General features: G+C 63.1%; 12 protein-coding genes, 2 tRNA genes and 1 rRNA gene. 8 read left to right on the forward strand and 7 right to left on the reverse strand.

From position 1 onward, the window contains the following. Nucleotides 1–3 precede the first annotated feature (3 nt). Nucleotides 4–597: a dihydrofolate reductase family protein gene (locus tag A3E1_RS0112170; protein ID WP_020521046.1), complete on the reverse strand. Its 594-nt coding sequence runs from the start codon at nt 595–597 to the stop codon at nt 4–6. 131 nt (nt 598–728) lie between these two features. Between A3E1_RS0112170 and A3E1_RS0112175 the strand changes: the two genes are divergently transcribed. After that, nucleotides 729–1,298 (forward strand): RICIN domain-containing protein, encoded by a 570-nt coding sequence (locus A3E1_RS0112175; protein ID WP_020521047.1) that lies wholly within the window; start codon nt 729–731, stop codon nt 1,296–1,298. Between the two features lie 493 nt (nt 1,299–1,791). Here the strand turns inward: A3E1_RS0112175 and A3E1_RS39990 are convergent, their stop codons facing one another. The 5 genes from A3E1_RS39990 to A3E1_RS0112200 all read right to left on the reverse strand — a co-directional run bounded on the left by A3E1_RS39990 (nt 1,792) and on the right by A3E1_RS0112200 (nt 4,822). Then, a complete protein-coding gene (locus tag A3E1_RS39990; protein WP_020521048.1) occupies nt 1,792–2,808 on the reverse strand; it encodes a CU044_5270 family protein in 1,017 nt (338 codons plus the stop codon). Next, complete coding sequence (locus A3E1_RS0112185; protein ID WP_020521049.1) at nt 2,808–3,401, reverse strand: RNA polymerase sigma factor; 594 nt, start codon at nt 3,399–3,401, stop codon at nt 2,808–2,810. Before A3E1_RS0112185 ends, A3E1_RS39990 begins: the two co-directional genes overlap by 1 nt. Nucleotides 3,402–3,824: 423 nt before the next feature. Further along, nucleotides 3,825–3,895: transfer RNA gene (locus A3E1_RS0112190), tRNA-Gly, on the reverse strand. Nucleotides 3,896–3,964: 69 nt separating this feature from the next. Further along, nucleotides 3,965–4,038: transfer RNA gene (locus tag A3E1_RS0112195), tRNA-Pro, on the reverse strand. A gap of 175 nt (nt 4,039–4,213) precedes the next feature. Continuing rightward, nucleotides 4,214–4,822 (reverse strand): DUF11 domain-containing protein, encoded by a 609-nt coding sequence (locus tag A3E1_RS0112200; protein WP_020521050.1) that lies wholly within the window; start codon nt 4,820–4,822, stop codon nt 4,214–4,216. Between the two features lie 202 nt (nt 4,823–5,024). On the opposite strand from A3E1_RS0112200, the gene tig reads away from it, so the two are divergent. From tig to clpX, 4 genes are all read left to right on the forward strand, one after another. After that, on the forward strand, nt 5,025–6,392 hold the full coding sequence (tig, locus tag A3E1_RS0112205) for a trigger factor (protein WP_020521051.1): 1,368 nt from the start codon (nt 5,025–5,027) through the stop codon (nt 6,390–6,392). A 132-nt stretch (nt 6,393–6,524) separates the two neighbouring features. Then, nucleotides 6,525–7,136, forward strand: coding sequence for an ATP-dependent Clp protease proteolytic subunit (locus A3E1_RS0112210; RefSeq protein ID WP_020521052.1), 612 nt, complete (start codon nt 6,525–6,527; stop codon nt 7,134–7,136). Between the two features lie 13 nt (nt 7,137–7,149). Continuing rightward, nucleotides 7,150–7,794 carry an ATP-dependent Clp protease proteolytic subunit gene (locus A3E1_RS0112215; RefSeq protein WP_020521053.1) on the forward strand — a complete coding sequence of 215 codons (645 nt, stop codon included), beginning with the start codon at nt 7,150–7,152 and terminating at the stop codon, nt 7,792–7,794. Between the two features lie 157 nt (nt 7,795–7,951). Further along, nucleotides 7,952–9,238 (forward strand): ATP-dependent Clp protease ATP-binding subunit ClpX, encoded by a 1,287-nt coding sequence (gene clpX / locus A3E1_RS0112220; protein WP_020521054.1) that lies wholly within the window; start codon nt 7,952–7,954, stop codon nt 9,236–9,238. A gap of 3 nt (nt 9,239–9,241) precedes the next feature. On the opposite strand, the gene A3E1_RS0112225 is transcribed toward clpX, so the two are convergent. Continuing rightward, nucleotides 9,242–9,859: a helix-turn-helix domain-containing protein gene (locus tag A3E1_RS0112225; protein ID WP_020521055.1), complete on the reverse strand. Its 618-nt coding sequence runs from the start codon at nt 9,857–9,859 to the stop codon at nt 9,242–9,244. A 53-nt stretch (nt 9,860–9,912) separates the two neighbouring features. Here A3E1_RS0112225 and A3E1_RS0112230 point away from each other — a divergent pair, with 53 nt between their 5' ends. The 3 genes from A3E1_RS0112230 to A3E1_RS0112240 form a co-directional block, all read left to right on the forward strand. Continuing rightward, nucleotides 9,913–10,758, forward strand: coding sequence for an EamA family transporter (locus A3E1_RS0112230; RefSeq protein ID WP_020521056.1), 846 nt, complete (start codon nt 9,913–9,915; stop codon nt 10,756–10,758). Nucleotides 10,759–10,804: 46 nt separating this feature from the next. Continuing rightward, nucleotides 10,805–11,965, forward strand: a complete 1,161-nt coding sequence (locus A3E1_RS0112235; protein WP_020521057.1) for an MFS transporter — start codon at nt 10,805–10,807, stop codon at nt 11,963–11,965. A 351-nt stretch (nt 11,966–12,316) separates the two neighbouring features. After that, nucleotides 12,317–12,456: ribosomal RNA gene (locus tag A3E1_RS0112240) — 16S ribosomal RNA — on the forward strand; the annotation flags it as partial.

Here is a 12,456-nt window from a genome sequence, read left to right on the forward strand (position 1 = left end):
CGGTCATGCCGAACGGTCGTAGGTAAGGAATATCGCGCCGCTGTCCAGGACGGTGTGGCTGACCAGGTTCCAGGTCCGCGGCGCGAAAACCGCCTCGCGGCCGAACAGTGGAATCCCCGTGCCTATCGTCAGCGGAGCCAGCTTAACGATCAGCTGATCGATCTCGTCGTAGAGCGCACCGGCCAGAGCACCGCCGCCGATCACCCAGATGTCCTTGCCGTCGTGGCGTTTGAGCTCACGTGCCGTGGCGACCGGGTCTGTGGACACGAGCTCGACGGCGGGGTCCGGGCTCTCGCGCATCGTGCGTGAGAACACCAGGTGACGCAAGTGCGGGTAGGCGTCGGTCAGCCCGGCCTTTAGCCCAATCTCGTAGGTGTGCCGTCCCTCCAGCATGGTGTCGAACCGTGCCCCCTCGCCGTCGATGCCGAACGCTTGCCGCGCTGGGCCTGGCAGCGTCTCCGGGTACTCGGCGATGAGGTGCCGCAGGTAGTCCTCCGGGATCGGCCAGAACCCGCCAGGCCCGGTCGGGTCAGCGCCATCCGGGCCGGCGATGAAGCCATCCACGGTGGTGGCTATGTAGTACACGAGCTTGCGCATGAACTTCTCCTAGCTTGCTTCAAGGTCAAGTCTGGAGCCTAGCCGGTGTCTCAACCCAGACTGACAGTGAAGGATTTCAGCACGCCTATTTAAACTCCGGGGACAACCCCTACCTCCTGGAGGCGATCAGCATGAACGTGCGACACAAAGTCAGAGGGCGGTTGCTGACCACACTCGCTGTGGCAGCCGCGGTCATGTTCGCTTCGGCCGGTGTGGCGTCCGCCAGCCCGTCAGAGTCCCGTGAGCTGTCACCCGCCGCGCTGCAGGCTCCACGCGTGATGCGCATCTTCCACGACTGGGGCGCCCGTTTCCTTGACGCGCATGAAATCTCGTCCATGGACTACAACGTGGTGACCAGACCGCACCAGACCGACACCACCCAACTCTGGGTGCTCACCGACAAAGGTTCCGGCCTGTACACCCTCGTCCAGTGGAGCAGCGGCCGCTACCTCGACGCGCACGAGATCGCGAGTCTCGACTACCGCGTCGTCACGCGTCCACAGCAGAACAACAGCACACAGCTCTGGCGAGTGCAGAACATCGGCGGCGACTATCACACGATCCAGCAAGTTAGCAGTGGCCGTTACCTGGATTGGCACAACTCCAGTGCTCTGGACTACCGCGCCGTCACCCGGCCAGCGAACGCCACCGGCTCCCAGCAATGGCGCATCGTCTGTCCAAACGGGGCACCCACCTGCTAGTACCCGGCTGAGGATTACACTACATTTCCATTTATCGCCCGGGCCACGGCTCAGCCAGAGGCCCCGCCTGCCGAGGCCCGCGTTCAAAGTTTGTGGAATCTGCCGCTACTACAAGACACTCTCGCACTATTGCTGCAGGTCCATGATGAACACCATCCTGCGATACAGCTGTGCAAAGAAAACCTGAAGCAGCTCGGGTAGCGGCTGGGGAAACGAAAGCCCTGACTGGATTCCCGCGCCCCGCCCATCACGCCGCGCGCCCGGCTGCGGCAGGCGAGCCGGAAAACCCCGTTGGGACAACGCCCGAGCCGGGCCTAATCACGTTGAGCTAGCCCGGACGGTCGTTTGTGGACCGTCCGGGCTGGGGGAGAAGGCTGGACGGCGCTTGCCGTTGGTAACCTGCACATCGCCCGCCGATGACGATCGCGTCGTACATGCCGCCCATCCAAACATCTGCATGTGCTGCACGGATCGGTCTATTGGCTGTTTGCGGCTACGGGCTCGGTGTCGTATCCGGATTTACCGGCGTCGTCGCCGGAAGGCTGTTTACGCGGTCGGTCTTGCCGATGACAAAGTAAGTACTGACCCGTTTGGGCTTCAGGTTCACTATTTCGTAGGCGAGCAGCTCACCCGTCTGTGTATCGAAAATTAACAATTGCTGTTGATCGTTACCGGGATCGTCAATCGTGATGGCTACACCGTCGCGGCCCGACCGGTCGGTCACCTCACCCCGCCACAGGAAACCATTCGTGCCAGCAAGGATTCGCAGGATCTCGGTCCGTACCGGCCGGTCAATGGCGTACTTGTCATAAGCCTTGAATACCGAATTGGCAACGTGACCCGGCCCCTCCGAGACATTGAGGAACTCCTCCAGCCCCGCCCGGCTAGCCGGCAACGGCGGCACGGCATGCGGGTACAGGCGGGTGGTGATGGGATCGGTTGGGATGTGTTCCGGTCCGGAAACGGCCGCCCAGTAGTCACGGGATTCCTCGTCCGGGAACTCCGGCTGCTGCCGCACCGAGATCTGGATGCCCGTCCCATCGGGGGCTTCCCAGATCTTGCTTTCGCTGCCGTGCCCGATGAAGTAGCGATTACTCGCGTCCACGATGGTCGGATCGCCCCAGGTTCTCGTCTCGTGATAGGCGTAAATGCCCGGCTTTCCGTCGTAGGGCGCATTCGTCAGCCGCCCAGCCAGCTCCAGCAAGAAGGAAGCCGCTGGCGGTGCGTTTTCTTCGAACTGATACGCGATCGGGACGATCACGTTGCCTTTGCCAGGCGGGTACTTCTCTGGCCCCAATGCCACAGCCGTTGCCGTGGCAGACAGGACAACGACACCGGCAGTCAGCACGAGCCGCCTGGTATGCCGGGGAATCCGGCGCTTGGCCGGTCCGCCGCGCGATTCTGCCTCAACAATCAGGTCATGCGCATTGCGCCGCGGCGCGAGCACGGCCGTGCCCGCTGCCGGATCGGCCGGGCCGAGAAGCGTTCGGGTTCGCTTTTCACCAAACATCATTGAATCCTTTGGGTACGGGCAAGTACAGGTGGATTTGTGTCCTGATGCGACAGAGCAGCGCCGTTTTCCTTCTGGCGCGGTCGAGCCGCGGAGCTTTCGTCCTGACGCGACAGTGCGGCGGCCAGGCGCTTACGGGCCCGGTGCAGCCGCACCGCGGCCGTAGCGCGGCCACAATCGAGGACCACCGCTGCCTCGGCCACTGTCAGCTCCTCCCAGCCAACCAGGCGCAGAATCTCCTGATCGAGCTCGGATAGACCCGCAAGAGCCGCCCGGATATCGGCGATGCCGATCCCGGTATCCGACCCCGGACCGTGCGCTTGCCACGCCTCGAGCGGAAGCAGGCCCGGCCCACCGTGCTGGCCCCGCCAATGGTTGGCCAGCAAGCGCCGGGCCACCCCATAAAGCCAAGGCAGACAATGCTCGGGCACCTCGTCGCGGCGCCGCCAGGCCACCACGAACACCTCCTGGGCCAGTTCGGCCGCCGCATCGGCATCACCGAGACGGCGCCGGCCGTAGTTCACGAGGTAGGGGTAGAGCGTGGCGTAAATGTCGGTGAACCAGCCCTCGTCATGGTTTCCGGGCGGGCCCATAGGCTCTCCTGTGTTCTTGGACAGTCGTCATACCTGTACTTGTGTCACCGGTCGCCAGATCATTACCGCATGATTGGCACCCTGAAGACGATCGAATCAGTGCACGTCACGGCATGAACCTTGCTGCCGTACTAGGGCGGCTTCGGCAAGAGCAGATCAAGCAGCGAGAACGCTAAGCACCAGGCTCTGCAGAAGAGGAAGACTAGCTCTCTACTGCGGAGCCTCGACGCGACGACCACCTTGGGGTGCCATAGAAAGCGCTGGCGAAGATCTACTAACCACATGCCGTCCATCGGCGATCGGACAGGCGAAGAAGACTTAGCAAGGGCCGGCGGAACCAAGACTATTGAAGTTCAGGCTCAAATATCAGAGCCAATCGATCAGATAGATCGTTGATCAGTGCCCTGAAGTGAAAAGATAGAGAGCGGGCGACGGGAATCGAACCCGCGCAATCAGTTTGGAAGACTGAGACTCTACCATTGAGCTACGCCCGCGTTGCGCTGCCGGAGCAGTGCGAAACCTAGGATATCGGGACTCTGCGGAATCCCAAACACCAGGGTCAGTCGGGGTGGCCGGATTCGAACCGACGGCCTTCCGCTCCCAAAGCGGACGCGCTACCAAGCTGCGCCACACCCCGATGGTGTGCCGGAAAGCAGTGTACACAGACCCCCGGGCGACCCTTCAACGAGATTACAGACCGTTCGCGAGGTTTTTCCGTATATGGGTGCGAACCTGGGCAAACGTGGATACGGTTGGGCTGGGACGGGGAGTGTCCGGAGCCGACGGCAGACCCCCGGTGGGGCTTTGTCCGATCAGGCGGATGGGGCTCCACCGGGCTGTCTGGGGCCGTATTCGCGGCGGGCGACCTCGGGGGTCAGGAACTCAGGGCGCACGATGCGCTGCAGCCACAGCGACAGCAGCACCGCCGCGAAGCCGAGCATGATGGCCACCAGCCACGCGTAACGGCGTACCCCCTCATTGTCTTGAACTTGGTTGAGGTCCGTAGCGCAAGCCGGAACGCCGGCGGAAGTGTGCACGCAAGCCGTGGCCGGGATGTCGGAACGGGAGGCGTGCGCGTCGACGGTTCCACTGATGGTCAGGGTGCGGGTCTCGCCAGCGGCCAGTGTCGTGCGCCACGCCGCGGCATTGGCCACCACGGTCGCATCGGTCGCGTCGACCGTGGAGAAGACGCCAGCTGGGAGGGTGAGCCGGATGGTCACCGGCAGTTCCGAGCCGCTGTTGTTTTCCACCCTCAGGGTGTACTCAGTGAGCTGTCCTTTAGCGACAGACCGGGCCTCATCGGCGATGGCGATGTTGACCGCGGGAGGGAAAGTTTCGGCGGGGCGGTCGGTCACGCCCATGAGCGGGCCACCGGCGTAAGCGAGCATGGCGAAGAGCGTGTGAGCCGCGGGACCCAGCATGGGACCACCTCTCATTGAGATACTCGCCCCATTCTGGAGGCTTTGTACCCTTATGGTGGCATCGCCACTCCCGCGATGATGTGACATCCGCAGGGAAAGGGTGCCCGATGCGGGTGACCCGGAGCTGATTCGCCTACACTCGACCGGGCTTGATTTACGTCCCGCCATCAGTTGAAGCGAAAAAGTCTTTAGGAGTACGCCAGTGAAGAGCACCGTCGAGACTCTGAGCCCGACGCGCGTGCGGCTCGCCATCGAGGTGCCGTTCGCCGAGCTTGAGCCAAGTCTCAAGAAGGCGTACCGCGAGATCGGCGCCCAGGTCAACATTCCCGGCTTCCGCAAGGGCAAGGTGCCCGCGCAGGTCATCGACCAGCGAGTCGGCCGTGGAGCGGTGTTGCAGGAAGCGATCGAGGACATGATCCCGCAGCAGATCTTCGCCGCCGTGCGTGAGCACGACGTCAAGCTGCTCGGCCGTCCGGCCGTGGACAACCTGGAGTTCTCCGACGGCCAGCCGCTGAAGTTCACCGCTGAGGTGGACATCCGTCCCGAGCTGGTGCTCCCCGAGCTGAGCAGCATCAAGGTCGAGGTCGACCCGCTCGAGGTTGGCGACAGTGAAGTGGACGAGCGCCTCAACGGGCTGCGGGAAAAGTTCGTGACGCTCAAGACCGTCGAGCGCGCCGCGGCCGAAGGTGACTTCGTGCAGATCGACCTGAACGCCACCGTGAACGGTGCCGAGGTCGAGGGTGGCAGCGCCACCAACCTTTCCCACCAGGTCGGCTCGGGCACCCTGCTCAAGGGCCTCGACGAGACCGTGGTCGGCCTGTCGGCCGGCGAGTCCGCCACGTTCGTGACCCAGCTCGTTGGCGGGGATCACGCCGGCAGTGACGCTGACGTCGCCGTCACCGTGCGGACCGTCAAGGAGCGCGAGCTCCCCGAGCTCGACGACGACTTCGCCCAGCTGGCGAGCGAGTTCGACACGCTCGACGAGCTGAAGAACGACCTCAAGGAGCAGATCACCCGGGTCAAGAAGGTCGAGCAGCTCTACGCCGCTCGCGACAAGGCCCTCAAGGAGCTTGTTGAGCGCGCCTCCGTGCCCGCGCCCGAGGGTGTCGTGGCCGACGAGGTCGCGCAGCGCAAGCAGTCCATGGTGGAGCAGCTCGAGCGCATGGGTGCCAGCCTGGCTGAGTACCTGAGCGTTGAGGAGAAGACCGAAGAGCAGATCGACGCCGACCTTGCCGAGGCGGCATCCGAAGGCGTCCGGATCCAGCTCCTGCTCGACTCGATCGCCGAGGCGGAAAACGTCGAGGTGTCCGACGACGAGTTCGGTCACGAGGTCGTGCACCGCGCGCAGCGGGCCGGCATGGCTCCGCAGCAGTACTACGACGAGCTCGTCCGGGCCGGCGCGGCCGGAGCTGTCTATGGTGACGTGCGTCGCGGCAAGGCTCTTGCCCTGGTCATGGAGCGAGTCATCATGACGGACACCAACGGCGAGGTGCTTACGCTGGACGCGCTTCGCGCTCCCGGCGACCACGACGGGCATGACCACGGTGACCACGAAGGTCACGACCACTGAGAATCACGTTTGAGGGACCCGCGCTTGCCGGGTCCCTCTGCTATTGGCGAACACGCCGTAACTGGGGAAGCTCCGCTGTTAATCAGCGGTTAGGGTCGGCATAAGGCTTTGACGTAGAAGGGCTGCCACCACATGAGTGCTTTGCATGTTCCCGAACTTAGGGGTTCCGATCCGATCGCAGGCGGCCTCGATGATTCTGTCTACAACCGGCTGCTGAAGGAGCGCATCGTCTTCCTCGGCAGCGATGTGAACACCGTGATCGCGAACCGGATCTGCGCGCAGCTGCTGCTGCTTTCCGCGGAAGACCCGGATCGCGACATCAGCCTCTACATCAACTCGCCCGGTGGTTCCGTCTATGACGGCATGGCCATCTACGACACGATGCAGTTCATCCCGAACGACGTGTCCACGATCGCGCTTGGCATGGCCGCTTCCATGGGCCAGATGCTGCTGTGCGCGGGCGCCAAGGGCAAGCGATACGCGCTGCCGCACGCGCGCATCATGATGCACCAGGCTTCCGGCGGCATCGGCGGCACCGCGGCCGACATCGCTATCCAGGCCGAGCAGATGATTTACACCAAGCGGCTGATGCAGGAGCTCATCGCGAAGCACACCGGTCAGTCCGTTGAGCAGATCGAAGCCGACGGCGACCGTGACCGGTGGTTCACCGCCGAACAGGCTAAGGAATACGGCTTCATTGACCACGTGATCACCGCCACCTCCCAGGTGCCGGTGGGGAACTGAAGGAGCGTTAGGGATGAAGCCCAACTTCGCTGAGGTAACGAACCGTTACATCCTTCCGTCCTTTGTGGAGCGCACCTCCTATGGGATGAAGGAATCCAACCCGTACAACAAAATGTTCGAAGACCGGATCATCTTCCTGGGTGTGCAGGTCGATGACGCGTCGGCTAACGACGTGATGGCCCAGCTGCTGGTGCTTGAGGCCTCCGATCCGGACCGTGACATCACGATGTACATCAACTCGCCGGGTGGCTCCTTCACGGCGATGACGGCCATCTACGACACGATGCAGTTCGTTCGCCCGGACATCATGACCGTCTGTCTTGGACAGGCAGCCAGTGCCGCGGCCGTGCTGCTCGCGGCAGGAACGCCGGGCAAGCGTCTCGCCCTGCCGAACTCGCGGATCATCATGCACCAGCCGGCCACCGAGGGCGGCTACGGTCAGGGTTCCGACATCGAGATCCAGGCGCGCGAGATCATGCGCATGCGGCACCAGCTCGAGGACATGATCGCGAAGCACACCGGTCAGTCACTCGACAAGGTGAAGAAGGACATCGACCGTGACAAGATCCTCACGGCCGAGGAAGCTGTGGAATACGGCGTGGTCGACACGGTGATGGGCTACCGCAAGAAGACCCCGTTTGCCGTGCCGGCAAGATAACGATTTGGGTGGCGCCGTCCGGCAACCGGGCGGCGCCACAATCGTGTCGTAAGCGCGTGTCAGAATCACTGACGCTGGCATGTCGGGAAGCCAGAAACCGGCGCGAAGCGAGTAACGTCGGCAATAGAGATCGGGCACGAGGGCAGGGGAGTGGCGGGTGGCACGGATCGACGGCGGTGATCTGCTGAAGTGCTCCTTCTGCGGTAAATCGCAGCGGCAGGTAAAGAAACTCATCGCCGGCCCCGGTGTGTATATCTGCGACGAATGCATTGACCTCTGCAACGAGATCATCGAAGAGGAGCTGTCGGGCGAAGAGCAGGTCCGCTGGGAAGAGCTTCCCAAGCCGATGGAGATCTGCCAGTTCCTCGACTCCTATGTGGTCGGTCAAGATGGAGCGAAGAAGGCCCTGGCCGTCGCCGTCTACAACCACTACAAGCGCTTGCAGCACGAGTCGGCCAACCACAGCCGCACCGGTGAGACTGTCGAAGTCGCCAAGAGCAACATCCTGCTGATCGGCCCGACCGGCACGGGCAAGACCCACCTCGCCCAGACCCTCGCGCGCATGCTGAACGTTCCGTTCGCCATCGCTGACGCGACCGCGCTGACCGAGGCTGGTTATGTCGGCGAAGACGTCGAAAACATCCTGCTCAAGCTGATCCAAGCGGCCGACTGGGATATCAAGCGCGCCGAGACCGGCATTGTCTACATTGACGAGATCGACAAGATCGCGCGCAAGTCAGACAGTCCGTCCATCACGCGCGACGTGTCGGGCGAAGGAGTCCAACAAGCCCTTTTGAAAATCCTTGAGGGTACGAGGGCAAACGTCCCGCCACAGGGCGGCCGCAAACACCCGCACCAGGATTTCGTTGAGATCGACACGACCAACATCCTGTTCATTTGCGGTGGTGCCTTCGCCGGCCTGGAGCAGATCGTCGAGCAGCGGACAGCTCGCTCCGGTCTCGGTTTCGGCGGTCACCTGCGCGCGGTCTCCGAGCGCACGACCGACGAAGTGCTCGCCAAGGTCATGCCGGAAGACATGCTGAAGTTCGGGATCATCCCCGAGTTCATCGGCCGTCTGCCCGTCATCACGACGGTCCGCAGCCTTGACCGCGAAGCGCTCGTGAAGATCCTCACCGAGCCCCGCAACGCGCTGGTGAAGCAATACCAGCGGTTGTTCGAGCTCGACAATGTCGTGCTGGAGTTTGAGCCAGCGGCTCTCGAAGCGATCGCTGACCAGGCCATGCTGCGCAACACGGGAGCCCGTGGTCTGCGCGCCATCATGGAAGAAGTCCTGCTGTCAGTGATGTATGAGATCCCGAGCGACCCCAACGCTGAGCGGGTTCAGATCACGCGGGAAACCGTGCTGGAAAAGGTCTACCCGACGATCGTGTCGCGTGCGCAGATGCCAACGCGGCGGGCCCGGCACCACCGCGAAACGGCCTGATCACTAGCGCTGGCGGGGCATCCGGCGGTCGTCGCCCGGCGGCACCGTGACCACCATGATGAGGCGAGCGGGTGCGTCAGTGGTGTTGCGGTAGGTGTGGAACCGGTCGCTACGGAAATCCAGTGTCTGGCCGGCCTTGACGGGATAGCTCTCGCCATCGACCGTGATCAGGATTTCCCCGACGAGCACATGGGCCATTTCCCTGGTACCAGGCTGATGTTCTTCTGATTCGTAGCGCTCGTTGGGCGCGAAGCGCCAGTCCCAGAGCTCGACCACGTTGGGGTCATTGACATTGCGCAGCAGGCGGCCCGCTCCGCCGCGTCCGCCCTGCCACAGGATCGGCGCGTCCTGGATATCGCTCAAGTGCACGGTCCGGTCGGCGGCAGGCTGAAGCAAGCGGGCGACGGTCACGCCGAAGGCTTCCGCTATGCGGGCGAGCGTCCCAATACTTGGGTTGGTGCGAGCCGCTTCGATTTGCACGAGCATGCCCTTGCTGACGCTGGAGCGGCCCGATAATTCGTCCAGCGACCAGCCCCGCCCGGTCCGCAGCGCCCGGACGTGCAGTGCCACCGCAGCGGTGATCTCGTCTGCCGTCGTGCGCCGCTCAGTCGTCTCACTCACGCACTGTCCTTTGTGGTCTATGTCGTGATAGGACTATCTCCGTGATATCCATAGTGCTCGCTGGGGCATCCGCCCTGGTGTGGGGAATTGCCGACTTTTGTGGCGGCAAAGCCGTTCAGGAAGGCGAACCCAGTCACCGGCAGGCACTATCCGTCACGGTCTTATCCCAGCTTTGCGCTGTCCCCATGATCGCACTACTTCTCGTGCTCGCCCCCGGTCATCCCGGCGTGTCGGCGCTCGGTTTAGGGGCAGTCGCGGGTATCGCCGACCTATTCGGCATCGTATTGCTTTACAGAGCGTTATCGAGCGGCCATATGGCCGTTGTCGCGCCCACCACCGCCGTCACCGCGGCGGTGGTTCCGTTAACGGGCGGATTACTGCTCGGTGAGCGGCCCGGCCCAGCCGCCCTCACCGGTGTCGCGATCGCCATTGTGGCCATTCTTTTGCTGACCATGGGCTCGATGCGCAAGGGACCGCTGACGCTTGGTCCACTTTGGATAGCGCTCGCCTCAGGTGCCCTCTTCGGACTTTATTTCATCTTCCTCAAGTACGCGGCGGCCGACGCTGGCGCCGGCCTGTGGCCGCTCGCTGCCGCTCGCGCCTCGGCCATCCCGCTCGGGCTGACCATCATGATTTTCCTGCCGGTCGGCGCGAAGCTGTTGCCGAGCCGGGAAGTCTGGCGGTTCACCATCTTCGCCGGGCTATTGGACACGCTCGCCAACGGGTTCTATCTCCTTGCGGCGCAAGATGGTGCGGTCAGTGTGGTCGCTCCGGTCGCGTCCCTGTATCCGGCGACAACGGTCATCCTGGCGCTATTGGTAAACAAGGAACGTCTGCGCTCAGTGCAGATGGTTGGCCTGGGCCTAGCCGCCGCGTCCCTGGTGCTGGCCGCATCTTGAGATAGCAGGTGGGCAAGAGAGCGCTCCCACGCGTAATGTCGGGCCGGTGATCACCCCCTCGGTAACCCAGGCGCGCTGGGCCGTTGCCGCGATGTTCGCCATCCACGGAACTGTCAGCGGAAGCTTCGCCGCACGGCTGCCCTGGATCGCTGACAACCTGAACATGAGCGAAGGACAGCTCGGGCTCGCCCTAGTGATGCCGGCCATTGGCTCGCTGAGCACGATGCCGTTCGCGGGTGGGATCGTGGCGAGGTTCGGTGGGCGGGCGGCGACCCGCCTTCTCATCGCGCTCTGGACAGTCGCCCTGGCGCTCATTCCTCTTGCGCCGAATCTGCTGGTACTCATGGGGATCTTGCTCTTGGCCGGTGCCGCTGCCGGAACGTCAGACATGGCGATGAACGCCGAAGGCGTGACAGTCGAAAAGCGCCTTGGCCGTTCCGTCATGTCGAGTCTGCACGGCATGTGGAGTGTGGGCGGTCTCATCGGCGGGGGAATCGGCACGGCTGCGGCGTATCTGAAGATCTCCGCCCCGGTGAACCTCGCCGTCGTGAGTGTCCTGCTCCTCATCTTTGGGGCGTTTGCGGGCCGATGGCTATTGGAAAGTGATCCAGCACCGGCAGGCGAGAAAGGCCCGCGTTTCTCCTTTCCGCGCGGTGCTGTGCTCATCATTGGCCTTATCGGCCTGTGTGCCGTGTTCGCCGAAGTCGCCGCGGCTGACTGGTCGGCGGTCTACCTGCGCCGTGTGATGGGAGAAGGCGAAGGCGGAGCCGCTATCGCGTACACGCTGTTCGCATCGTCCATGGCGGCGGGAAGGCTAGCGGGGGACTGGATCGTGGCGAAGTACGGCGCGGTCAACACGGTCCGTGTTTCGGGCGCCATAGGTGTCGTGGGCGGACTGCTCGTGCTGACAAAACTCTCATCTTTGCTTGTCATCATTGGCTTTTCGCTCATCGGTCTGGGCGTGGCCGTCGTCGTCCCCCTAGCGTTCAGTGCGGCAGGCCACACGGGCGCACACCCAGCCAACGCCATCGCGGGCGTCGCGACTGTCTCATATGGAGCGGGCCTTGCCGCGCCCGGAATCATCGGCGGAATCGCTCAGCTGACATCACTTCCGCTCTCCTTCGTCCTTGTGACCGCGCTCATAGCGGTGGTCGCCCTGAGCGCTCGGCGCCTGCGTGGAGCGGAGCTGTCCGTCCACAATGGATAGTCCGTAAGCGCAGCTGAGCACAGGTGTGACTCGGAACAACCGACCCCGATTTGCACTTGCTGTTTGCGATCGCGTAATGTTCTCTCTGCCCGCGGGATAGCGGGTGACAGGTTCGAAGAGCGGTGCGGGCCCCCGATGGGAGCCGGCGAAACCGATCCGGTAACCTAAACAAGTTCCCCGGATGATTCAGCAAGAAATTGCTGTGTCTCTCGGTGTGTGTTTGTTTTTTGAGAATTCAACAGGGTGTGTTGTTTTTGTTGGTGCCATTGTTTTGGTGGTGGCCAGGGTCTTTCCTCGTCGGATGGCCTGGTTGCCGAGTGGCATATTTGATATGCCAGTTGATTGGATTCTTTTTTGGAGAGTTTGATCCTGGCTCAGGACGAACGCTGGCGGCGTGCTTAACACATGCAAGTCGAACGGAAAGGCCCTTCGGGGTGCTCGAGTGGCGAACGGGTGAGTAACACGTGAGTAACCTGCCCTGGTCTTTGGGA

The organism is Catelliglobosispora koreensis DSM 44566 (assembly GCF_000379685.1).
In the GTDB taxonomy this organism is placed as follows: Bacteria; Actinomycetota; Actinomycetes; order Mycobacteriales; family Micromonosporaceae; genus Catelliglobosispora; species Catelliglobosispora koreensis.

Coding starts and splice junctions, on each gene's coding strand:
- A3E1_RS0112170 (WP_020521046.1), bottom strand. CDS start 597: ATGCGCAAGCTCGTGTACTACATAGCCACCACCGTGGATGGCTTCATC.
- A3E1_RS0112175 (WP_020521047.1), top strand. CDS start 729: ATGAACGTGCGACACAAAGTCAGAGGGCGGTTGCTGACCACACTCGCT.
- A3E1_RS39990 (WP_020521048.1), bottom strand. CDS start 2,808: ATGTTTGGTGAAAAGCGAACCCGAACGCTTCTCGGCCCGGCCGATCCG.
- A3E1_RS0112185 (WP_020521049.1), bottom strand. CDS start 3,401: ATGGGCCCGCCCGGAAACCATGACGAGGGCTGGTTCACCGACATTTAC.
- A3E1_RS0112200 (WP_020521050.1), bottom strand. CDS start 4,822: ATGCTGGGTCCCGCGGCTCACACGCTCTTCGCCATGCTCGCTTACGCC.
- A3E1_RS0112210 (WP_020521052.1), top strand. CDS start 6,525: ATGAGTGCTTTGCATGTTCCCGAACTTAGGGGTTCCGATCCGATCGCA.
- A3E1_RS0112215 (WP_020521053.1), top strand. CDS start 7,150: ATGAAGCCCAACTTCGCTGAGGTAACGAACCGTTACATCCTTCCGTCC.